This window comes from Pectobacterium aroidearum, assembly GCF_041228105.1.
Classification (GTDB): Bacteria; Pseudomonadota; Gammaproteobacteria; order Enterobacterales; family Enterobacteriaceae; genus Pectobacterium; species Pectobacterium aroidearum.
In genome coordinates this window covers 3,686,011-3,708,790 of record NZ_CP166097.1, presented here as the reverse complement: position 1 = coordinate 3,708,790, position 22,780 = coordinate 3,686,011, and the positions used below count along the sequence as shown (strand labels likewise).

The window sequence follows — 22,780 nt, the reverse complement described above, 5'->3', positions numbered from 1 at the left end:
ATAAAGGCTGGTTAAACCAGCCTTTAACTATTTGGTGAATCGCATGAGTAAAAAGCTTGAAACTGAAATATTGATTAACCTGACAGGTAATTTAACTGCCAAAGCTCGCCAGTATGGTGCCAGTATGTCAGAGTTCGCCCGTCGTAATGAACGCGCAATGTCCGTTGTTAAGGCCACCAGTGCGGCGGCTGGACGTGGACTGGATATGTTGGGAAACCGCTATACCGGAATGATTGCGGGATTCGCGGGCGGTTCGATGTTACGTAATTATACTCAATTAGATCGTCGGCTAACTCGGATGGGAATCACTGCTGGTAAGACACGCGAAGAAATCTCAACGATATTCGATAAAGCTCAAGACGCGGCAATTAAATTTAAAGTTGATACAAGTGAGATTCAGGGAGCCTTTGAAATGGTTAATGCCCGTTCTGGTGATCTAGATCTCGCAATTATAAATACTGATAATATAGCTCAGGCAATAGCAGCATCGGGAGCGGCAGGTGCTGATATAGGCGGTCTTATTTCTGAATTTAAAAAACTACAAATTGAAGATGGAAAAAAAGCTCTTCTTTCTTTAGATGGGATGAATAAATTAGGTAAAGAGGGTGCGTTTGAACTAAAAGATGCCGCGGAGAAACTTCCAACATCATTATCAATGTATGCAGCCGCAGGGGGAAGGGGTGTCAAAGGTGTTATGGATGTTATGGTAGTTGCTGAGTCAGCAATGGATGTTATGGCTAATAAGGATAAAGCCTCAACAGCCGTTGAGAATTTTATTACAGACATCCAAAACCCTAAAGTATTAAAAGCATTGAAAGCGAATGGAATTGATGTATTTGGCAAAGACGGGAGAATGCGAGCACTCCCAGATATTTTAAAAGAAACAGCAGTTCGTTCTGCCAAGAACGGTGCTGAAAAACAAAGTGGATATCTCACTGGTGCTGGTTTTAATCAAGACAGTACACGTCTAATTTTGGGTGTCTCTGGCGAAGCTGGTGCTCAGAAACTCAAAACATATATGGGCGTAGTCGCTGATGGTAGCAGCATCATTGATGATGCTAAATATGCCGCCCAGGATTTCACTTCTGCCCTGCAAAGTATGACCACAACGTGGGAAAAGTTTGCTAATTCTAATCTTGCAAAACCTGTTCAGGAACTCGCTGATGCTTTGAACTCAGTAGATCAAGATACGGTTCAGGACTGGATGGAAATTGGTAAAAACGTTGCCATTGCAACAGGTGGGCTTTTAGCTGCCCGTAAGACATTTCAAATCGGCAAGGGCGCGTATGACTTTCTGAGGCCTAAAAACAAAGGTATTCCCAAGGATGTTACTGAATCATTTGGTTCTGGTGTGACACCTGTCTATGTCGTCAATATGGGGACAAACGGTATGGGGGGCGCAGTTGCTGGAGGTCAAGGTATTCCGGGGGCGGTTGATGGTGCAGCATCGAAGACTGGATACTGGGCGCTGGCTGGTCGTGCTATCGGCGGAGCGTTTACGGTTTACCTACAAACCGAGGGTGCAAAATGGGCGGCACAATCTATATATAACAACACGGGGCTGAGTGATTGGGCTAAAGATTCCGATATCCATAAATGGACTAAGGATAATTTTGACCCATCCATTATGCCGGAGAAGCCAAAGTTTAGTTCTGTTTGGAAAGAAGTTACTGACTGGCTGACGTCTGCGCCGCCATTGCCGCCGTCATCCCCCCAATGGGATGCATTGCACCCCAATCTAATGAGTACATATCCGCGCTTTAGCGGGCCAGGCTTTGATAGCCCTATGAAAGTTGAGGTTGAGGTCGGCGTTTCTGATGACAGAGTTCATGTAAAAAGCATTAAACGGCCGTGGTTTCCTGATGTGAAACCAATGTCGCCCCAAACTGGGATTCACAACGTTGAACAAGATTGATCTTCTTGAATATTTATGGGTGTCGTGATTTTTCCAAAATAAGTGGATTTTTTTTTCATTTTCTTTGGCGCGCTACAGTGCCTTTATTTGGATGATGGAAATATTATATTGACGCCGACGGTTTACCGTCGGCGTCATGGCTATCAGAAGGAAACGTCAACGCCGCCGCGCAGTACTTCTTCGTTACCGCGATCGGCAAAGTGTTTGTCAGCACGCAGGAAGAAACGGGCATCGGCGGCTTTACCCACGTCCAGCCTCACGCCTGCCCACTGCGAGTCTTTGTCCAGTCGAATGCCCGGAATATCGAGGCGCTCTCCTTCACGGCCCAGCCCGCTCCAGCGTGCAGAAACGTCTAGCGACGGGTTGGTAAACGCGTGTTGATATTCTCCGCTAAGGCCGACGCTGCTCCACCATCCCTGATTCCATTGCAACAGCGCTCGCAGGTTCACCCCCGTCAGGCCAACGGTACGGGAATAGTCGTTGCCTTCTCCCGTCAGGCCGAACGCGCTGCCTGTGTCCGTAAAGCTGCCGGTGGACAGGTAGCTGTATTTGAGCCCGGCATAGGGCTGCACGCTAAAGATATCGTTGAGCGCCAGATCGTAGCCCGTTTTGAGCAGACCCTGCCAGCTATCGCTTGAGGTGCTGCTGGAAACGGCCTCGACATTGCCTAGCAGGATAGAACGCTTCAGCTTATCGCGGCCGTGCTGATAGCTCAGATTACCCTGAACGTACCATTCTGGCGTGAGATTATAACGGGCGTAGCTCATCACCCCGTGCAGCTCATTCTCACTGCTGCCGCCACTACCGTCGTAGTCGGCTTTGATCTGACTGTTGGTATAGGCAATCCCGGCGCGTAATCCCGGCGTGTCGAAGTCGGTATCCGTGCCGATGGCGGTCAGCGTGATGTCGTAATGGCTGCCCAGATAGCCGGACTGTTTCAGGTCACCGCGCAGCTTGCCCGTCTCAATCCACAGGCCGTAGCTTTTCTCTATTCCCAATAAATCCAGACGGTTGTTCAGCAACTGATTCTGATAATCCAGGCTGTTAAACAGGATTGCGTTGCTGGACGCGTGCGCCTGACCAGACAATGAATCCAGCGCAACGGCAGCGGCGCTCGCGCTGCCTAACAGTTGAAACGCAGCGGCCTTCGCCAGTAAACCAGATTGCTGTGCGGACGTTGACGATTGGGCAGACCAACGGTCTGCGACCTGCAATGCTGACTCGATATTGGCCGCCGTTTGCAACTGTGCAGCACTGCTTAAGCCGCTGGCGGTTACCGCATCAACAGTATTCAGACGGCTGAAAGCGCCGATCACATCGTTACTGCCGTAGGTTAGGTTGCCGGTCAGGAACAGACCTAGGTCGAGATTGCTGAACGTGCCGCTAATGCCCTGATTACTGTGCAAGAGCGTCTCTTGTGCCTGAACGACATAGGTATTATTGGGTAAACCAACGCGCAGCCCTCCATCCAGCGCCGCGCGGCCTTCAACGGTGAACGGATTGGCTAACGTTACGCTCAGCAGGCCGGTACTGCCCTGCGTGTAATTGCCTGCGACGGTCAGCCCGCCTTCCGCGGTGGTAGCAACGCTACCGGTGTTACTTACATTGCCGCCAATACGTCCTTTGCCTGCCAGCGTGCCGGAGCCGGATACGCTGGCGTTACCCGCGATTGAGCCATCAACGAACAGGCTGTTGGCGGTAATCAGCGTGTCACCTCTATAGGTGTTACTGCCGGTTAAATGCAGAACGCCTCCCGCATTGTTGGCGCCGTTGACAATCAGGCCGTAATCACCGCTGATATCGTTAGCAAACGTGTAGTCACCCGCCGTTAAGCGAGCGGTGAAGTTATCGGCATAAAACATCGCCGGGCCTTTCACCGCTTTATCGACGTTCAGATCGCCCCAGCCAAAGGTGTCGTTATAAGGACGGCCGTTGGCGGTGTCAGCGACGGTGATATAGGCCGGACGGAAAATAACGGCGGTAACATTCCCTTCGCTGTCCCTGATGGTTTCATAGTAAGAATTATCCGCGTCGTATCGTCGATAGCCATCGGTGTGATAGGTCGCGGTAGTGAGCAAGGTCTGTTGCAGGTTGTAGCCCGTCATCCATGGGTAAGTCGCCTTGACAAGCGAGGCGCCTCCAGCGACGCGCGGAGCCGCAAACGAGGTGCCATGACTGCGTTCTATGGTGCTGCTGTTAGCCAGCGGATAATCGACGTAGCCCGGTGCGCTCATGCAATAGGCCGCGACATTACCACAGGCATCAAAGAGATAGAGTTCTGAAGGGCGTGTTGTGCCATCATTGCCTACCCACTCGGGAACATAGCCGGTAACGGCCAAAATCCCTTTCTGCAGCGAGGCATCGTCAAAGATCAGTGGAATTTGTGTGTTGGGGGACGGTGTGGAGGTTGCATTGTTCCCGGTAGCGACGATACTCAGCGCTTCTGCGTTAACAATGTTTCGTAGGTCACTGCGAACGAGTTGGTAGTCAAAGCTATTGCGGGCAGCCGTCAGTTCGGCGGTGCTGGTGAGTCGTTCCTCCGAAGCATAGGACATATTGATAATTTTTACGCCTGAATTGAGCAGCCAGCTCACCGCATTCGTGGTGTTTTGATAATTAAATCGGTTATCTGCCGAGGATTGTGCGATGTAGAGTTCGCTGTCTGGCGCAACGCCTCCCAAATAACGTTCCGTTGCTATTCCTGCAAGCGTCAGCGCCACGAGCGTACCGTGCCCGTTCACGCCTTGATTATCATTAACTTGCGGGTTACCACCGACAAACGTTGAAAAGTGCAGGTTGCTGTAATTAAATTCCGGGCGAGCCGCTTCCAGACCGGAGTCAATAATGCCTACCTTCACGGCAGATGACGTCGGCGTTTCCGGCGTGGTGGGTGTGGTTGGCGTCGTCGGCGTAGTGGGAGAGGGAGACGTTGGCGCGATGCTGGCGGTTTCACCACCGCCTCCGCTACTGCCGCAGCCAGCCAATACCAGTAAAGCGAGACTGATATGGGCAGCCATGATTGACTGTCTGAATACGTTCTTTTTTAACGAAACGTTCCTTTTTAATGAATCGGTTCTTTTTAATGAGAATAGTTGCGCTGCTGTCATTATATTTCCCTGTATTTTTAGAACATGGAACCGCCTCCCAGAAAACAGGGATTTGGAAAGCCAATTGCCGCTAATGAGAGGCGTTATTCTGGTGAATAAACCTTATTTGCACGAAGGACGGTTTCTGGTAGAAAAGAATCTCATTCCCCTTCACCGATCTTTGTGCAATAACCACAGGAAAGTGACAGCGCGAACCCCATTATTTTTTTGCTGAGTCAGGATAAGCCGATGCTGGAATTACGCCCCAACTGTGAACACTGCGATTGTGATTTGCCGCCGGACGCCGAAACGTATATCTGCTCCTATGAATGTACGTTCTGTCCCGACTGCGCGGATATCGTGTTTCACCACGCCTGTCCGAACTGCGGCGGTGGATTGGTCAAACGGCCTGTGCGTCCGGCACGCTGTCTGGTGAACGATCCGGCTTCAACGATCCGTATCGTTAAACCGCACTGACAGGGCGAGGAAGGCGGCATATCCCCGCTGTCGTTGCAAAAAATGGAACATCTCGTTCAGTAATTCCCGATTTCTCCTTTCAGCACGCGGCGTATAGTGAGAATTAACCGTACTTTATGACGAATGCTGGCAGATGATGGCGTTCGGCGCAGGCTCTCAGGAGAGAAACGTGAATCAAGATTATGTTGTTGTTCAGCAGCCTTCGGCGGCGAATCGGTTAATCCTGTTGTTTCATGGCGTGGGCGATACCGCCGCAGGCATGGCTCAGATTGGGCGCTATTTTGCCGCTGCTTTGCCGCAGGCGATGGTGATCAGTATTGCCGGGCCGTTCGGCACTGGCTATGGCGACGGTCGGCAGTGGTTCTCTGTGCAGGGGATCACGGAAGAGAATCGTTTATCTCGTATTGAAGCGAACCTGCCGCGCTTTGTGGATACCGTACGCCACTGGCAGGAACAAAGCGGCATTAGCGCGGAACAAACTGTGCTGGTGGGCTTTTCTCAGGGCAGCATTATGTCGCTGGAGGCGTTGAAGTCAGCGTCCTCGCTGGCCGGGCATATTATCGCGTTCAGCGGCCGCTTTGCCGTATTGCCAGAAAAAGCCTTTGCTGATGTCGCGGTGCATCTGATTCACGGTGAAGCGGACGGTGTGATTGTGGTTGGACACGCTCATGCTGCCGCTGAGCGTTTTCAGAAACTGGGGACCGCGTTTACGTTGGATATCGTGCCTGCTGTTGGGCACGGCATTGATGAACGGATGTTGAAACAGGCGTTGGCCTACCTCAAATAACCGGCTATTTCCGCCATACTTTAATCTACTTGCTCGTTGGTTTCCTTTACAGGCCGGTCCGTTACAGGGCTGGCTTTACAGGAACTCGGCCTTGTGTCGCGCAATACGCGAAGGTGTTATCACGCCACTCGAATTATTTAGCGTTTATTCCATCAGATTATCTTATTGTTTGTTTATGCGATTTTCTATTCAAATTAGAGTATATATTTTTAGAAATGAGATTTTATCCATATTAAAAATAAAATAATCCATATTTGGATGTTAAATAATATAGGCAATGTTTTTATTTGTGTTGAGTGTTCAATATTTATCTTCTTTTTTCCGATATAAAGATTACGTCCTTATGGAAAAAGAGGGTGTGCCATGTTTAAACGCATAAAAGTCATTACCATCCTTGTTATCTTATTGTTCGTCTTGGGGATATCTCAATTCTTAACCGGTGCGCTATCCGTTCGGGCACTGATTAATGACAGAGAGGGATTCCTTGTTTCCCAACGCTCTAACCAGAATGTGGCCGCCTTTACCGATGCATGGATTATGATGAATCAGACGCGCATCGCTATCGGTTCTATTATACAAAACATGATGATGGGGAATGCGGATAAAGAAGCTATGCAGGCGCTCTTACAGCAGGCAAAAACGCAATTGGCTGCTTCCGAGAGTAGTTATAAACACTATTTATCTTTGCCTAATACACCCGGATTGGATGACGCGTTATCCAAAAAACTTGAGGCGAGCTATACCGCTTACGACAAGTTGCTGAATGATATTGTTGATTCGCTTTCCGGCGGGTTGGCGGGGGCGGCGATGAAGTTGAGTAGTGGGGCTACGCCGCTTAACGTGGCCATGCAGGACGCCTACATTACGTGGCGTGCGGCGCAAAACCAGCTCTCGGATGACGGCCTCAAGGAAAACCACGCGGCGTTTGAAACGATGCTGTGGTTGCTGGGCGCACTGTCCGTCGTCGTCGTGCTGGTGATTATCCTCAGTTGGATCGGGTTGCAGCGTATTCTTTTGCACCCGCTGCGTACACTCATGCAGCACATTAGTGCTATCGCCGAGGGTAATCTGACGCATCCTATTGATACTACAGGCCGCAATGAGATGAGCCAGCTCGCGGCAGGGCTGCACCATATGCAGCAGTCATTAATCCGCACCGTGAGTCTGGTGCGCGACAGTTCCCACTCCATCCACTCTGGGGCGAGTGAAATCTCGGTCGGCAGCAACGATCTGTCTTCGCGTACGGAGCAACAGGCCGCCTCGCTACAGGAAACAGCCGCCAGCATGGAACAGCTAACATCGACGGTGAAACAAAACTCAGACAATGCGCGTCAGGCTACGCAGCTGGCAAAAAATGCGTCAGATACGGCGAATAAAGGTGGCACTGTCGTCGATAATGTCGTGAAAACGATGAATGAGATCGCCGACAGCTCACAAAAAATCGCCCACATTACCAGCGTGATTGATGGTATCGCTTTCCAGACCAATATTCTGGCACTGAATGCAGCGGTAGAAGCCGCGCGTGCCGGTGAGCAAGGACGAGGTTTTGCCGTGGTGGCAGGGGAGGTGCGAACGCTGGCGCAGCGCAGCGCTCAGGCCGCCAAAGAGATCAAAACGCTGATTGATGATTCGGTTAGCCGCACCAATACCGGCTCTGTGCAGGTAAAAGACGCGGGCGATACGATGAAAGAAATCGTCAGCGCCGTGAGTCGGGTAACGGATATCATGGGGGAAATCGCGTCGGCGTCCGATGAGCAAAGTCGGGGGATCGAGCAGGTCGGGCAGGCGGTCAATGAAATGGATCGCGTCACCCAGCAAAACGCCTCGCTGGTGGAGGAATCGGCTTCTGCCGCGGCGGCATTGGAAGAGCAGGCCAGATATTTACAGAACGCGGTGGCGGTGTTCAAAATTAATCAATCGGCAGCACAGGAACATCGCGCCGAGAGTGCGCCGTCTCTTGCTGCATTACCGACATCACTGTTGCCCAAACCCGCATCCTCTGGCTCGGCAAATGCGAACTGGGAAACGTTTTAGCCGAGGAATCGTGCTGCTGTTCCCCAGTTAAAACAATAAAAACCGTCCGTAGAGCGGTAGTAACGGATAGATCGTAAAGACGCTGTAAACACATCCCTGTGCGCTCGGCTTGCGCCATCCCTGGCGCAAACGCTTTACTCTTCTATTCCGTTACTGCCGTTTTCGTTCTGCAAATAGGTTTGTCGATGGTCGGATTACTTTATTCTCTGACACATGTTTCGACCAACAACCCGTTTTAAATGCGCTCAACGATCATCGCGATACCTTGCCCACCGCCGATGCACAGCGTCGCTAATCCCAACGTTTTGTTGTAGCTGTGCAGCGCGTGTACCAGCGTGACAAGAATGCGCGCGCCGCTTGCCCCGATAGGGTGGCCCAGCGCAATTGCACCACCGTTGACGTTCACTTTTTCTGGATCGAGCTGGAGATCGCGCTGTACGGCTAGAAACTGCGCGGCAAAGGCTTCGTTGGCTTCAATCAGGTCGATATCGCCGATTGTCAGCCCGGCTTTGAGTAGCGCTTTCTGCGTCGCGGGAATTGGTCCCAGTCCCATGACCTCACTCGGTACACCGGCTGATGCCCAACTGCGGATACGCGCTAGCGGGGTAATCCCCTGTTTTTTCGCTTCGGATTCACGCATTAACACCAGCGTCGCAGCCGCATCGTTAATGCCGGACGCATTGCCTGCGGTGACGGTGCCGTTTGCGGAGAATGCCGGACGTAGCGCTGCCAGCGACGCTAGCGTGGTATCCGCACGAGGGAATTCGTCCCGATCGAAGATCCGCGTCTCTTTCTTGTTACGCAGTGACAGTGGAGTAATTTCCGCCTTGAAGCGGCCAGCCTCAATCGCGGCGACGGCTTTCTGCTGGGATGCCAGCGCCACCCGATCTTGTTCTTCACGCGTAAGCTGGTAGCGCTCGGCGATGTTTTCCGCCGTGGTGCCCATGTGGTAATCGTTAAACGCACACCACAGGCCATCGTTAATCATGATGTCAACGAGCTTGCCATTCCCCATGCGGTAACCGTGGCGCGCTTTTTCCAGCAGGTAAGGCGCGGCGCTCATGTTTTCCATCCCGCCCGTTACGCAGACCTGATTATCGCCGGACAGAATAGACTGTGCGCCGAGCACGACGGCCTTCAGGCCGGAACCACAGACTTTGCTGACGGTCAGCGAGGGAGTCTCAAAAGAGAGACCGGCAGCCTGACTCGCTTGATGTGCCGGGTTTTGTCCCAGACCAGCTTGCAGTACATTGCCGAGAATCACTTCATCGATCGCCAGCGTGTCCGGCAGCGTCGACAGACAGTCACGAATGGTGGCTGACGCCATCTCGATAGAGGATGTGTTGGCCAGACTGCCTGCGAATTTACCGATTGCGGTGCGCTTGGCATTAACAATAACAACGGAGTCGTTCATGGTCGCCTCGATTAATGGATGCTGAAGGGTTTTAAATCGGCGGACACAATGAAGTTCGCCTCGGTTTTTTGGCGCAGTTCGTCCACGGTGATGTCAGGGCTGATTTCGGTCAGCACCATTTGTTGGTCGATAAACTGGAAGACCGCCAGTTCTGTGACGACCATGCTGACTTTATTGGCTGCGGTCAGCGGGTAGGTGCACTGGTGCAATAGCTTCGCATCGCCATTCTTGGCGCAGTGTTCCAGGGCGATAATGACCTTCTTCGCGCCGACAACCAGATCCATTGCGCCGCCCATGCCGGGCACCATTTTCCCCGGCACCATCCAGTTGGCGAGGCTACCGTGCTCGTCCACCTGCAAGCCGCCCAGAACGCAGACATCGACATGGCCGCCGCGAATCAGCGCAAAGGAAAACGCGCTGTCGAACATGGCTGCGCCAGGCACCATGCCGCATGCCTGACCACCGGCATTCACCAGATTGCTGTCCGGTTCGGTGATTGCCCCCAACCCTAAAAAGCCGTTCTCCGACTGGAAGGTGACTTCAATGCCGTGTGGTACGTAATTCGCGACTTTGGTGGGTAAACCAATACCCAAATTCACCACGTCGCCGTTTTTCAGCTCCAGTGCGACGCGGCGGGCGATTAATTCTTTCGCATCCATTATTTTTCTCCCAAATAAAGGTGATCGACCAGCGCCGCTGGGGTGACAATACATTCCGGTGCTAATTGACCAACCGGAATAACCTGCTCGCATTGCGCCACGACTTTCTTCGCGGCGAGCGCAATGAGCGGGTTAAAATTACGGGCGGTGAGATGGTAAATAAGGTTTCCGCTGGTGTCGGCAATACTGGCCTGTAATATGGCGAGATCGGCCTTAATGGGCAGTTCTAATAAATAGGTAATGTCGTTAATGGTTATTTTTTGTTTATTCTCTTCGACAATGGTGCCAACGCCCGTTGGCGTCAGAAAGCCGCCTAAGCCTGCGCCGCCGCTGCGAATACGCTCTGCCAGCGTTCCTTGCGGCACCAGCTCTACGTCCAGTTCACCAGCGAGCATACGGCGCCCGGTTTCCGGGTTCGTACCAATATGTGAGGTAATCAGTTTTTTTACCTGACCGCTGACAATTAACGGTCCAACGCCGGTATCGACAAAACCGGTATCATTTCCGATCAGGGTTAAATCAGAGACGCCGGATTTAATGATCTCATCTACCAATAATTTCGGTGTTCCGACGCCCATAAAACCACCGAACATAATTGTCATTCCGTCAAATAAATAAGAACGGAAATGGCTGGCATCAATGACTTTATTATTCATTGCATGTTTACTCTTAAATGATGGCTCTGAAAGCGATGACTCTGAAAAATGGTCGCACGAATCCCCACAGGTAAATAAATACCTGTTAATTATTGCGGCACATGTCAGTTATTTAGCGGGAGCAGGGGGGTAAATAACCGCCACCTGCTCTCTGTTATCGGATTAAATATCGATATCCAATATGGCCGAGCTTAATCCTTTGCCGTGCATATCCAGCGCCAGTGAGCGCGTAACGCCACCGCCCAGTGCACCGTACATAACGAAGTTCAGTGCACCGATCGCGGGTAGCTCATAGCGAACGACATCACCTGTCACGATATCGGCAAACCAGGCCTTTACTTTCTCGGCCGTGATCTTCTCTTTCAGCACGTCATAGTCTTCTGCCCGGTAGGCAATCAGCGAAATATTGGAGGTATTTCCTTTATCGCCGGTACGAGAATGAGCAATTTCACGCAGTTTCATTATTTAATCTCCAGATAATCAACGGCTGGTGTGACGCAGGCGCGAGACAGCAGGGTAGAATCCATCGCCAGTATTTCTTTCACCGCTTTGTTAACGCCGCCGCCGCCTGCCGGGCCGTTGGTATAGAGCGTTTCAACTTCGTTACCCACTTTGACCGCCTGTGCTCTGGAGGTGCAGCGTGCTGCGACGCGCGCGCGCACTTCATACGGTTCGCTGCTTTGCGACCGTTGCGCACCGTGCAGGGCATCGACACCGATCAGGTCATAGCGCACTTCCTGAAAATCGATCTGGCACACAGCAAAGCGCCCTTTGACGATATCCAGCGCTAAACGGCCTCGCGCGACGGCACCGGGACCGGCGTAAGAAATTTCGCCTTCGCCGATGAACCCGTCCTGATAGCCGACGGAGACTTTCAGCGTGTCGGTTTTCGCGCGTCCGGTGGCACCCTGTACGCGTACGCGGTTTTCACCGTCTTGGGTAAACGTGACGTGGCTAAAGTCGGCAATCACGTCTGGAGTGATATAGCTATCCGGGCGGTGGATTTCGTACAGCAGCTGTTCTTTGCAGGTATCCACACAGACGCGGCCGCCGGAACCTTCAACTTTGGTAATCACGGCGCTGCCATCTTCGCTAATTTCCGCGATTGGGAAGCCCAAACGATCAAGATGAGGGATGTCTTTAACACCAGGATCGGCATAGTAGCCGCCAGTGATTTGACCTGCACATTCCAACAGGTGACCGAGGCAGGTACCTTTGCCCAGATGATCCCAGTCATCGGCTGCCCAGTTGAATTCATACATCATGGCGGACAGGAACAGCGACGGGTCGGAAACGCGTCCGGCAATAATCACGTCTGCCCCCTGACGCAGAGCCTCTACCAGCGCATCCGCGCCCAGATAGGCATTGGCGGAAATAATGTCTTTGCCACAGCGTGAAACCGGCTGACCCATCTCATCCAGCTTGGAATCCTGTGCAATCAGCACTGAGTGCACATCATCACCAGTCACGACGGCGATTTTCAGCTTGTCTGCACCAATCTCTTTGGCGATTTCCAATACGCGCTGACCCGCTGCGACAGGGTTAGCCGAGCCCATGTTGGTGATGATCTTGATGCCTTTTTCCAGACAGAGCGGCAGCACGGCGTGCATGCGGTCAGCCAGCAGTTCGTTGTAGCCCTTTTCCGGGTTCTGCTGCTTCTGCTTTTGGCCGATAGCGATAGTGCGTTCCGCCAGACATTCAAATACCAGATACTGAATGTCGCCTTTTTGAGCCAGTTCTACGGCCGGTTCGATGCGATCGCCAGCATAGCCAGCGCCGGAACCAATACGAATTGTCTTCATAAACTTACCTTTATCAATGAAATGTGTCTGTTGGCGTAATCAATGGGGAACCGTACGTTCCCTATAAGGGGAAGACCCCGAAGATGACGCAGGCGAACGTCATGATGACGCTGGCGGCCCAGAGCACAGGGATAGAGAACTTCTGGTGATCGGCGAGATCGACACCCGCCAGACTGACCAGTAGGAAGGTGGCTGGCGTCAGCGGGCTAACCGGGAAGCCAGTGGTCATCTGTCCTAATACGGAAGCCTGCGCGACCTGAATCGGTGGTACGCCCAGCATGTCCACGGTGTGGGCAATGACTGGCATGATGCCGAAGTAGTACGAATCAGGGTCAAACACCAGGCTCAGCGGCATGGAGATCAGACCGACGATAAACGGAATGTGGGAGGCAAAAGATTCCGGCACAAAGCTGACCGCCGAGAGCGACATGGCTTTCAGCATACCGGTGCCGCTCATGATGCCGGTGAACGCACCCGCTGCAAACAGGATGCTGGCCATCATCAGCGCCGCTTTGGCATGGGCATTAATGCGCTCTTTCTGCATTTCAACGTTGGGGTAGTTGAACATCAGTGCCAGCGTCAGCGCGATCATGAAGGCGACCGTAGGTGAAATTTTGGTAAACACCATCGTGCCGATAACGGCAAGCACCAGCGCGATGTTGACCCAGAACATCTTAGGACGACGCAATACTTTTTCCGCATCGGTCAGTTCTTTTACATGCGCTTCGGCCGCAATGGACGGCGAGCTGCCAGCCAGCGGATTGCCCGACGCTAATCCCAGACGCTTCTCTTCTTTCTTGCCCCAGTAATAGCCCATGAGCACCATGAAGGTCAGACCGCAAAGTTGTGCTGGGATAAGCGGAATAAACAGGTCGTGTGTGGTGGTGTTTAACGCGGCGGCGGCGCGGATCATCGGCCCGGTCCACGGCAGGAAGTTAACACCCGCGCTGAGCGCGGTAATACCGACCAGAATGCGCTTGTCCATGCCGAGCTTATTAAACAGCGGCAGCATCGCAGGAATGGTGATTAGGAAGGTGACGGCACCGTTACCGTCCAGGTGCGCGATCAGTGCTAATACGCCCGTGCCGATAATGATTTTTACCGGGCTGGTGCCGACCATGCGTAAGATCCCTTTGATGATAGGATCAAACATGCCTGCATCGGTGACGACACCGAAAAAGGCGATGGCAAACACAAACATCGCCGCCATCGGGGCTAGTTTGGTGATGCCGTCCACCACGTATTTCGCGGTATCGGTGCCGCTGCCTGCCGCGAGCGCGCCAAGAACGGGTATCACGATAAGCGCCACCAGAGGCGACATTCGTTTGGTCATGATGAAAAAGAGCAGGGTGGCTATGGTTAGCACCCCGATGAGAGCTAGCATAAAAGATCCTCTTTAATAATATATTTGTATGTTGCCTATTTGTTTTATTTACAATAAATTAAACAACTCAATAACAATCCTTGTCATAATTAACAAAACAAATGAGTGCTTACCCCAGAGTCATTTGATTTTTTGTCTGCACTATTTTTATCACCCTCAACCCTCTTTATACTAACTCGTAATCGAAATGATTTTATTCGTAAATCTGATGGGTTTATTTTATTTGTTAATGATATGAATCGTTTCGATTTTCTTATTAATGGCTAATTGATTGATTTGGTTTGCATAGTTAAGTCTTTTTACTTAATTGTTTTTTATGATTTGTGATATTTATCGAGAATGTCCATTTTTATGAATAGTGGACGTTGTTTGAATGGAATTAAATAAATGCGGGAAGGATCATAAAAATGGTAGTTGCCGATTTTTTTTATTGAATTTGTTCCTTTCTTACCGGAGACTTCATTTTATTTATATAAAAACACTATGAACTTATCGATAAAACAATTACGAGCCTTTATCGCGTTGACAGAAACCGATAATTTCACGCGCGCTGCTCAGAAAATAAATCTCTCTCAGCCAGCATTTAGTTCATTAATCGCCGGGTTGGAGGAAGAGGTCGGCTATCGGCTATTTGATCGCGATACACGTAAAGTGCAACTCAACGCCGATGGCCTTCATTTCATTGATATTGCCCGTCGGCTGGTGCAAACCCATGATGATGCAGTCGGTGAGATCAAGTCGTATGCCACGGGGTACAAGGGGAAGATTGTGCTGGCGGTATTGCCGTCAATGGCGGTGGAATGGTTGCCTCAGGTGCTGGCGCAATATCACCGTGCTTATCCCAAGATTAAGGTTGAACTGCTGGATACGCAGTGGGATCGCTGCCTGAAAGCGGTGCTGGATGGGCGCGCCGATCTGGCGCTGACAGCAGGGCAGCCGTCGCCGGGAACGTTCAGCTCTCGCATGCTGTTTGCCGACAGTTTTTACCTGATCTGCCAAAACTCACACCCGCTGGCGCAGCGCGATAGTGTTGATGTGGCCGATGTGGCGCAATACCCGTTTGTCGGGTTTTGCAAAGGCACCAGCATTCGGCAGTACACCGATCAGCTTATCGAACCGGAAGGTTTTAACTACGTGCTGGAAGTGCGTCAGTTGACCACCATGATGGGGCTGGTGGCGGCAAATTATGGTGTGAGTATTGTGACGGGGCTGACGCTGTTCCAGTTTCAGCACAAAGACATTGCGATTATCCCGTTTCGGGATTTATCGCTGCAACGCGGTATCTATCTGGTGACGGATAGGGAGCGTCAGCTTTCAGTGTGTGCGAAAGAGTTTTATGATTTTCTTCTGGAGCGGGCGGAAAGTTTTGTTCCCGCCGCGTGAGAATCCAAACTGCCCGCAGCGCGGGGGGTAGCTCGCGTGCAGGCGGTTTGGTGATGACTGAGATCAGGGTTTTTTCTTCGGCCAGTCGTCGTCTTCATCGTCCCATTTGTCGTTGTTGTCACGATGTGGGGGCAATTTGGGTTTGTTGAGCAGAAAACGCGTATGGTCAACATTACGCAATTCTTTGATGCCGTTAATCAGCATGCCTATCAGGATAATCAGAATTATCCACCAGTAATCAGCCAGCCATGCCATGGTTACGCCTCATCAACATTATGAATATAACGGGTAAACAGCTGCGGCAAGTGCTGGCAAAGCCAGTGGTAGCCTGCAATATCTTCATCTTGCCAGGCGGCAAGGATGAGATCGGGTGTAAGCTGTTCTTCCGCATACTGTGCTAATGGATAATAGCTGATATGCCAGGGTTCGACTGCGACACCGCCGAGATCGTGCGCATAAGGTCGATAAAAACCGTATTCATGCATGTGCGTGCTCAGCCACGCGTTCAATGCGGCAAAATAACCGCCTTCTTCATATTCCCACGGCTCCAACTGGAGCGAGCTGCCTGCGGGTAATAAATCGGGATCGTAGATATCGAGATCGCTGCCCCAATGGTGACGGCTGGAGCCCGGCATGGCTGACCAGCGTAGAATCGCTTCACAGCGATCGCCTTCGTCCAAAGACGACACATCCAGCGGCTGGCTGTTGGCATCCATGACGGGACGCTCGCCGCGGAACTTGCCATTCCAGATCTGACGCTGGCGCTCGAAATCACGGAACGTACTGGCTGGTTGCAGGTTAAATCCCGCCGTCTTTGCTGCCAGCTGTAGCGCCAGAAACGCGGTTACCGCTTCTGGCTGAAGGCGATGGCGACCGTCTAAAGCAACCAGATGATGGTCGCTTTTACCGGTTAACATGGCTGACGTCATCATGCGATGAGCTGCTCCATAATGCGCTGGTACATGCGGCTTAGCAGTTGCAGATCTGCGGCGCTGACGCATTCGTCCACTTTATGGATCGTGGCATTAACGGGGCCCAGTTCAACCACCTGCGCGCCCATACGTGCGATGAAGCGGCCATCGGAAGTGCCACCATTCGTCAGTAGCTCTGGGGTAACCTCATTGTAGTGCTTGACGGCATTCACTACGGCATCGACCAGTTCGCCGCGTGCGGTCAGGAATGGCTGGCCGGAAAGCTTCCAGTCAATGGTGTAATTGAGCTGGTGGCGATCCAGCAGTTCCGCTACGCGCTGTTGAATCAGCGTATCCGTTAATTCGGTGCTGAAACGGAAATTAAACTGCACAAACAGTTCTCCGGGGATGACGTTATTGCTGCCGGTGCCTGCCTGAATATTGGCAATCTGCATGGTGGTTGGTGGGAAGAAATCGTTGCCCCGATCCCATTCGGTGGCGATGAGCTCGTTCAGCGCTGGTGCTGCTCGGTGAACAGGGTTGTCCGCCAGATGAGGGTAGGCAACGTGCCCCTGTACGCCGTGTACGCGCAGGTTCGCTGTGATGGAGCCACGTCGGCCATTTTTTACCACATCGCCCACGACGTGCGTACTGGACGGCTCACCGACCAGACAGTAGTCCAATCGCTCGTTGCGTGCCATCAGCGCCTCAACCACTTTTACCGTGCCGTTAACGGCGCTGGCTTCTTCGTCCGAGGTAATCAGAAACGCAAGACGCCCTTGATGATTCGGGTGGGCGGCGACAAAGCGCTCGGCGGCAATCACCATCGCGGCCAGTGAACCTTTCATGTCCGCCGCGCCACGACCGTACAGCATGCCGTCGCGAATGATCGGCTCAAACGGTGGATGCTGCCACTGGCTTTCATCTCCGCTGGGGACTACGTCAGTATGTCCGGCGAAGGCCAGCGTTTTTCCTGTGCCGCGCCATGCCCAGAAATTTTGGGTATCGCCAAAATCCATTGCTTCGACGGTAAAGCCCATCGCCGTCAGGCGTTCAATCATGAGCGCCTGGCAGCCCTCGTCGTTCGGGCTGAGGGAAGGGCGTTTAATTAACTGTTGAGCGAGCTCTATGACTGGGCAAGACACGTTATTTTTTCTCCGCAATAAATTTCTGGTAGCTGTCGATACTGAACCCCAGCAGCGCGTTACCATCATCGGCAATCAGCAACGGCCGTTTAATGACCGCCGGTTGCTCCAGCATCAGGTTTTTGGCGGCCTCTGCGCTGTCGTGGTTATCGCTGTTGATGCGTTCACGCAGCTCTTCACTGAGCTTACGCCAGGTTGTTCCACGTGTGTTGAGTAAGGCCTGAAACCCCAGTTGGTCGATAAAGCGCTGGAGCAACTGTTCATCCAGACCGTCGGCACGGTAATCATGGAAGCGATACGCCACCTGTTGATCTTCCAGCCAGCGGCGCGCTTTCTTTATGGTGTCACAGTTTTTGATGCCGTACATGGTCAGCGCCATAGGGGTAAAATCCTTTCTGCTTATTGGGTTGCATGACGATTGCTGTACTCGACAGCACGGCCCGACGGGGCCTGATCGTGCGATAGCCCAGCATGCCGAAAAAAGGCGGGGAGATCTACTGTGAACTGTGTAGCAGAAATAAGGCGTAGTACACTTTTTATACTTTCATAACACTTTTACCTGATTAAAAAGTGTGCGTATAATACGTCGCCGTTAATCACCAAGAGGTTCGCATGGTAGAAGTAGAAGTGAGTACTTGGAAAGATTTTATTGAAGCAATGTTACGTAAATAATAACGAGAAGTACTGTTAGTCATTGCATACCAGGAATAAAATCATACGAATAAGCAGTATTGAGTCTCTCAATACTGCTTTTTTTCTATGCAAAAAGGGGAAACCTGAGTGAATAAAAGAGGGTATTATTAAGTTCGCGGGTGATTTCCCTTTTATTCAATTAATTCATCATGATGATTGGTTAAGCGCAAATTTTGCTGCGGCAATTGCGTGAAGCTTGCTGGTGTCAAAAAGAGGAACTGTCGCATCCTGGTCACCGATCAGTAACGGAATTTCTGTACAACCCAAGATGATGCCTTCTGCGCCTTGCTGTTCAAGCTGCTGGATAATGTCCCGATAGGCCTGCCGTGAGACGTCGTTAATGTTCCCCAGACAAAGTTCGTCGTAAATGATGCGGTTAACGATCTCTTTCCCCTCATGGCCGGGAACCACTACCTCCACGCCAAATCGTTCCTGAATGCGCTGGCGATAAAAGTCTTGCTCCATGGTATAGCGGGTTCCAAGCAGGCCGACTTTCTTCAGCCCGTGTTGTTTCAGGCTGGCGCCGGTGGCATCGGCAATATGTAAAAGAGGAAGCTGGCAGGCGCGTTCAACGTCATCGGCCACTTTATGCATGGTGTTGGTACAGATGACGATAGCATCCGCGCCTGCCTGACGTAATCCCACCGCGATATTGCCGAGTACGGCGGCTGACTGCTCCCAATCACCTTGTGCCTGCAATCGTTCTATCTCGTGGAAATCGACGCTGTGCAGGATTATTTTGGCGGAGTGCAGGCCACCAAGTTGGCTTTTCACATACTCGTTGATGATTCGGTAATACGGGATGGTGGATTCCCAACTCATTCCCCCGATCAGACCCAGCGTTTTGCTTACCATACTACCTTCCTTCGATATCATAAAAAGTGATGAATCAGCCCGAACCGAGCGCTCTGCGTTCTGCATCGAGTTAAAATAGGGCAGCGAGGTCGTCCGGTATATCTTTTTAGCGATTTTTATCACTTTTTATCCAACTTCAACTGGACAAAAGGCCAATCTATTGTTGTACTGTACCTGACACAGATTTTGTGTCTTTCATTCATGTAAAGGTAAGTTTGATGTCTAAGATTAAAGGTAGTGTTAAGTGGTTTAATGAGTCCAAAGGCTTCGGTTTCATTACTCCTGAAGATGGTAGCAAAGACGTGTTCGTACACTTCTCTGCCATCCAGAGCAATGGTTTCAAAACTCTGGCTGAAGGTCAGCGTGTAGAGTTCGAAATCACTGACGGTGCCAAAGGTCCTTCTGCTGCTAACGTTAACGCTATTTAATTATACCGATTTCGTGAAAAACCCGCCAATGGCGGGTTTTTTTTGCTTCATTTTCCACATCATATCAGTGTGTTGTTACCCACGTGACCAGGGCAAACGCCAGTGCGGCCATCAGTAACGAACCTGCCAGATTCAACAGCACATGTAACCCCGCTGCTGCCAACTGCCCGCTTTGCAGGAACATGATGACCTCTGCGGAAAAGGTTGAAAACGTTGTTAAGCCGCCGCATAGCCCGGTGGTAATCAATATCTTCCAGTCCTGATCGAGATGAGGATGGCGCAGGAAGAAAGCGAGTGCGCCGCCAATAACAAAGGCACCGATTAGGTTGGCAAGTAGGGTGCCCAACGGCAGCGTTGGATACAGATTATTAAACTTCACGCCGAGCTGCCAGCGCGCGACGCTACCCACTCCGCCGCCAATAAATACCGCGAGTAATGTACTAAACATAGAAACCTTTCCTGGCCTGTTTTGTTTGGATGCTTTTTACATCGCTTGTTTTTCACGATCTCGGAGAGTATTGGGCAGGACGCTACGCCCTCTCTGCGAGGTGGACGTAGACATCATTAGCCGAGTGGCGGTTGTACCCTGTCTTGCGGCGGTCAGCGTTTTGGCTGCACCAGGGTAGGGAGGAATGTCATCTCCGCGTAGTATGGAAGTTTACGCCTCTAGACGGTTTTTTTGTAGTGAGGCTGAGAGGGAAAGTTGTAAAGCAATCTGAATGCGTGCGAAAACGTTCGTATTGCGTCTTACTTTGTTACAGATGGTGATTGTGTCGTGCAGCGTAAGGTTTTACATAGAGGACATAGGATAAAAGAATTTTTCGACAACGATTGTTCGACAATCCTTGTTCGAAAGTACGTGTTCTCGCTCGCTGGCGTCTCCAGCATCTGTAAATCAGGTAGGTCTGTATGGAAGGTATTAGTATTGCCAAGCTGTTGGTGATTGGCGCATTAATCATTCTGCTGTTCGGTACGAATAAACTTCGTAGCTTAGGCGGTGATTTAGGCGCGGCGATTAAAGGTTTCAAGAAGGCGATGAATGACGATCAGACGGCAAAGACGGATGATACCGCAGCGCTGAATGATTCGTCGCGCAAAGAATCCTGAGCACGCCTCACACAGCAAAACGGACGGCGATTGCCGTCCGTTTTTTATTCCACACAAAAAATGTGTAAAAAACTATGAGCGCTTATTTTACTTCGATGCCTTTGGCTTGCAGGTCGGCATGGTAAGACGAGCGTACAAATGGGCCACATGCCGCGTGGGTGAAGCCCATCGCCATCGCTTCGGCTTTCATCTCGTCAAATTCATCTGGGCTGACGTAGCGCTGTACCGGCAGGTGATGGCGGCTCGGCTGTAAATATTGTCCCAGCGTCAGCATCGTCACGCCGTGGCGGCGCAGGTCTCGCATCACGTCCACGATTTCAGCATTGGTTTCCCCCAATCCAACCATCAGGCCAGATTTGGTCGGGATATCTGGGTGCGCGTTTTTGAAGTTTTCCAGCAGCTTCAGTGACCACTCATAGTTTGCGCCAGGGCGAACCTGACGATAAACACGCGGTACGTTTTCCAGGTTGTGGTTGAACACATCCGGTGGTGTGGCGGTCAGAATTTCTAACGCGCGATCCATACGGCCACGGAAGTCTGGCACCAGCGTTTCGATGCGGATATTCGGGTTTTTGCGGCGAATCGCGCTAATGCAGTCTGCAAAGTGCTGTGCGCCACCGTCACGCAGGTCATCACGGTCAACCGAGGTGATAACGACATAGCGCAGGCCCATGTCATGGATGGTCTGTGCCAGTTTCTCTGGCTCGTTGGCATCCGGCGTAAGCGGGCGGCCGTGGGCAACGTCACAGAATGGGCAGCGACGCGTACAAATGGCGCCCAGAATCATGAAGGTGGCGGTGCCGTGGTTGAAACACTCCGCCAGATTCGGACAGGACGCTTCTTCGCAAACTGAGTGCAGCCCGTTTTTGCGCATGGCCGCTTTGATTCCCTGAATACGGCTCGAATCCGCCGGAAGTTTAATCTTCATCCATTCAGGTTTGCGCAGAATCTCTTGGCGTTCGGTGACGACGGTACGTACCGGGATTAGCGCCATCTTATCGGCATCGCGGTATTTGACGCCGCGTTCGATCTGAATCGGTTTACTCATGTTTGCGTAAGTTCCAGTTCTGAATCGTTTCTTTAAATTTGCTATTCAAATTCAAAGGATTATGTTTTTGGTTAAACTTTTTTTTAAAAAACTATAAAAATTATATCATCTTGCCTAACCACAATCAGCCTTTGCGCGATCAAAATGAAGAAATTATGTGAATAAAATGTAATTTATCAAAAAACGATCGCCTAACTCGCTGATTTTTATTGACAGGATGAAACACGTCAACCAGAAAGCGGCTCACCCTGAACGTCCAGATTCCACAGAATAAACTCGGGCGCGGAATAGCCAACTAACTGCAAAAAGGTGTTCACCAGCACGGGAGCGGTGTCATCTAACGTGATGCCCGGCACCAGATCGCTGATTTGCGTCATCTCCATACCGGCATAACCACACGGGTTGATACGCAAGAAAGGGGAGAGATCCATAGCAATATTGAGCGCCAACCCGTGGAAAGAGCAGCCTTTGCGAATACGCAGTCCCAGCGAGCAAATTTTACGTTCACCCACATAAACACCGGGCGCATCAGGACGAGCATGGGCGTCAATATGGAAGTGCGCCAGTGTGCCAATCACGGTATTTTCAATGGCGGTGACGAGCTGACGAACGCCAAGCTTACGGCGCTTCAGGTCAATCAACACGTACATGACCTGCTGGCCGGGGCCGTGGTAGGTCACCTGACCGCCTCTGTCGCTCTGAATGACCGGGATGTCGCCGGGCATGAGGACATGTTCGGCTTTTCCCGCCTGACCTTGTGTGAATACGCGGGGATGCTGCACCAGCCAGATTTCATCTGGAGTTTTATCATCGCGTCGGTCGGTGAAATTATGCATCGCCAGAGAGACGGGTTCATACGGCTGTACGTCAAATTGGCGTACGATGATCTTATCCTGTAGCAAGTGTGTCATCTTCAGGTTAAGGAAAGGTGGGAGGATTATAACGGCGGGAGACTTCAGCGAACAGCACTATCACTATGCATTATAAAACCATGCA

The 22,780-nt window shown here is 51.5% G+C and carries 23 protein-coding genes and 1 riboswitch; of the genes, 8 read left to right on the top strand and 15 right to left on the bottom strand.

Annotated features, from left to right (window positions below):
- Positions 1-43 precede the first annotated feature (43 nt).
- Positions 44-1,915 (top strand): phage tail protein, encoded by a 1,872-nt coding sequence (locus tag AB8809_RS16885; RefSeq protein ID WP_349855042.1) that lies wholly within the window; start codon positions 44-46, stop codon positions 1,913-1,915.
- Positions 1,916-2,058: 143 nt separating this feature from the next.
- Here the strand turns inward: AB8809_RS16885 and AB8809_RS16880 are convergent, their stop codons facing one another.
- A complete protein-coding gene (locus tag AB8809_RS16880) occupies positions 2,059-5,022 on the bottom strand; it encodes an autotransporter domain-containing protein (protein ID WP_349855040.1) in 2,964 nt (987 codons plus the stop codon).
- Positions 5,023-5,250: 228 nt separating this feature from the next.
- Here AB8809_RS16880 and AB8809_RS16875 point away from each other — a divergent pair, with 228 nt between their 5' ends.
- From AB8809_RS16875 to AB8809_RS16865, 3 genes are all read left to right on the top strand, one after another.
- Complete coding sequence (locus AB8809_RS16875; RefSeq protein ID WP_349855038.1) at positions 5,251-5,478, top strand: DUF1272 domain-containing protein; 228 nt, start codon at positions 5,251-5,253, stop codon at positions 5,476-5,478.
- A gap of 169 nt (positions 5,479-5,647) precedes the next feature.
- Positions 5,648-6,265, top strand: coding sequence for an esterase (gene ypfH / locus AB8809_RS16870; protein WP_180778342.1), 618 nt, complete (start codon positions 5,648-5,650; stop codon positions 6,263-6,265).
- Positions 6,266-6,628: 363 nt separating this feature from the next.
- Entirely contained in the window at positions 6,629-8,299 is a 1,671-nt protein-coding gene (locus AB8809_RS16865; protein WP_256542173.1) for a methyl-accepting chemotaxis protein, read from the top strand.
- 235 nt (positions 8,300-8,534) lie between these two features.
- On the opposite strand, the gene AB8809_RS16860 is transcribed toward AB8809_RS16865, so the two are convergent.
- The 6 genes from AB8809_RS16860 to AB8809_RS16835 all read right to left on the bottom strand — a co-directional run bounded on the left by AB8809_RS16860 (position 8,535) and on the right by AB8809_RS16835 (position 14,214).
- Positions 8,535-9,713 (bottom strand): acetyl-CoA C-acetyltransferase, encoded by a 1,179-nt coding sequence (locus tag AB8809_RS16860; protein WP_349855035.1) that lies wholly within the window; start codon positions 9,711-9,713, stop codon positions 8,535-8,537.
- 11 nt (positions 9,714-9,724) lie between these two features.
- Positions 9,725-10,372: a 3-oxoacid CoA-transferase subunit B gene (locus tag AB8809_RS16855; protein WP_180778345.1), complete on the bottom strand. Its 648-nt coding sequence runs from the start codon at positions 10,370-10,372 to the stop codon at positions 9,725-9,727.
- Positions 10,372-11,028, bottom strand: coding sequence for an acetate CoA-transferase subunit alpha (gene atoD / locus AB8809_RS16850; RefSeq protein ID WP_014700757.1), 657 nt, complete (start codon positions 11,026-11,028; stop codon positions 10,372-10,374). The genes AB8809_RS16855 and atoD overlap by 1 nt, the downstream gene beginning before the upstream one ends.
- A 162-nt stretch (positions 11,029-11,190) precedes the next feature.
- Positions 11,191-11,490 (bottom strand): hypothetical protein, encoded by a 300-nt coding sequence (locus tag AB8809_RS16845; protein WP_015839450.1) that lies wholly within the window; start codon positions 11,488-11,490, stop codon positions 11,191-11,193.
- Positions 11,490-12,830: an acyclic terpene utilization AtuA family protein gene (locus AB8809_RS16840; RefSeq protein ID WP_015839451.1), complete on the bottom strand. Its 1,341-nt coding sequence runs from the start codon at positions 12,828-12,830 to the stop codon at positions 11,490-11,492. Before AB8809_RS16840 ends, AB8809_RS16845 begins: the two co-directional genes overlap by 1 nt.
- Positions 12,831-12,891: 61 nt before the next feature.
- Positions 12,892-14,214 carry a CitMHS family transporter gene (locus tag AB8809_RS16835; RefSeq protein ID WP_180778346.1) on the bottom strand — a complete coding sequence of 441 codons (1,323 nt, stop codon included), beginning with the start codon at positions 14,212-14,214 and terminating at the stop codon, positions 12,892-12,894.
- Positions 14,215-14,697: 483 nt separating this feature from the next.
- On the opposite strand from AB8809_RS16835, the gene AB8809_RS16830 reads away from it, so the two are divergent.
- Entirely contained in the window at positions 14,698-15,597 is a 900-nt protein-coding gene (locus AB8809_RS16830; RefSeq protein ID WP_180778347.1) for a LysR family transcriptional regulator, read from the top strand.
- A gap of 63 nt (positions 15,598-15,660) precedes the next feature.
- Here AB8809_RS16830 and AB8809_RS16825 read toward each other — a convergent pair whose 3' ends face one another.
- Genes AB8809_RS16825 through AB8809_RS16810 form a run of 4 tightly spaced genes read right to left on the bottom strand, consistent with a single transcriptional unit; the run spans position 15,661 to position 18,032 of the window.
- The gene (locus AB8809_RS16825; RefSeq protein WP_015839454.1) at positions 15,661-15,852 is read right to left on the bottom strand and encodes a YpfN family protein; all 192 of its coding nucleotides are present in this window, start codon (positions 15,850-15,852) and stop codon (positions 15,661-15,663) included.
- Between the two features lie 2 nt (positions 15,853-15,854).
- Positions 15,855-16,529, bottom strand: coding sequence for a M15 family metallopeptidase (locus tag AB8809_RS16820; RefSeq protein ID WP_349855030.1), 675 nt, complete (start codon positions 16,527-16,529; stop codon positions 15,855-15,857).
- Positions 16,526-17,653 carry a succinyl-diaminopimelate desuccinylase gene (gene dapE / locus AB8809_RS16815; protein ID WP_180742333.1) on the bottom strand — a complete coding sequence of 376 codons (1,128 nt, stop codon included), beginning with the start codon at positions 17,651-17,653 and terminating at the stop codon, positions 16,526-16,528. The genes AB8809_RS16820 and dapE overlap by 4 nt, the downstream gene beginning before the upstream one ends.
- Position 17,654: 1 nt before the next feature.
- Positions 17,655-18,032 (bottom strand): ArsC family reductase, encoded by a 378-nt coding sequence (locus AB8809_RS16810; protein WP_181848075.1) that lies wholly within the window; start codon positions 18,030-18,032, stop codon positions 17,655-17,657.
- Between the two features lie 233 nt (positions 18,033-18,265).
- Between AB8809_RS16810 and ypfM the strand changes: the two genes are divergently transcribed.
- A complete protein-coding gene (gene ypfM / locus AB8809_RS16805) occupies positions 18,266-18,325 on the top strand; it encodes a protein YpfM (RefSeq protein ID WP_137739554.1) in 60 nt (19 codons plus the stop codon).
- 168 nt (positions 18,326-18,493) lie between these two features.
- Here the strand turns inward: ypfM and AB8809_RS16800 are convergent, their stop codons facing one another.
- On the bottom strand, positions 18,494-19,201 hold the full coding sequence (locus AB8809_RS16800) for an aspartate/glutamate racemase family protein (RefSeq protein WP_349855027.1): 708 nt from the start codon (positions 19,199-19,201) through the stop codon (positions 18,494-18,496).
- 218 nt (positions 19,202-19,419) lie between these two features.
- On the opposite strand from AB8809_RS16800, the gene cspE reads away from it, so the two are divergent.
- The gene (cspE, locus tag AB8809_RS16795; RefSeq protein WP_005976270.1) at positions 19,420-19,629 is read left to right on the top strand and encodes a transcription antiterminator/RNA stability regulator CspE; all 210 of its coding nucleotides are present in this window, start codon (positions 19,420-19,422) and stop codon (positions 19,627-19,629) included.
- A 64-nt stretch (positions 19,630-19,693) separates the two neighbouring features.
- Here the strand turns inward: cspE and crcB are convergent, their stop codons facing one another.
- Positions 19,694-20,077 carry a fluoride efflux transporter CrcB gene (gene crcB, locus AB8809_RS16790; RefSeq protein ID WP_349855025.1) on the bottom strand — a complete coding sequence of 128 codons (384 nt, stop codon included), beginning with the start codon at positions 20,075-20,077 and terminating at the stop codon, positions 19,694-19,696.
- Positions 20,078-20,177: 100 nt separating this feature from the next.
- Positions 20,178-20,281: riboswitch (Fluoride riboswitch) on the bottom strand.
- 257 nt (positions 20,282-20,538) lie between these two features.
- Here crcB and tatA point away from each other — a divergent pair.
- Complete coding sequence (gene tatA / locus AB8809_RS16785) at positions 20,539-20,736, top strand: Sec-independent protein translocase subunit TatA (RefSeq protein ID WP_349855023.1); 198 nt, start codon at positions 20,539-20,541, stop codon at positions 20,734-20,736.
- An 82-nt stretch (positions 20,737-20,818) separates the two neighbouring features.
- Here the strand turns inward: tatA and lipA are convergent, their stop codons facing one another.
- Positions 20,819-21,784 carry a lipoyl synthase gene (gene lipA / locus AB8809_RS16780; RefSeq protein WP_180778351.1) on the bottom strand — a complete coding sequence of 322 codons (966 nt, stop codon included), beginning with the start codon at positions 21,782-21,784 and terminating at the stop codon, positions 20,819-20,821.
- Between the two features lie 227 nt (positions 21,785-22,011).
- On the bottom strand, positions 22,012-22,695 hold the full coding sequence (lipB, locus tag AB8809_RS16775) for a lipoyl(octanoyl) transferase LipB (protein ID WP_342411420.1): 684 nt from the start codon (positions 22,693-22,695) through the stop codon (positions 22,012-22,014).
- Positions 22,696-22,780 lie beyond the last annotated feature (85 nt).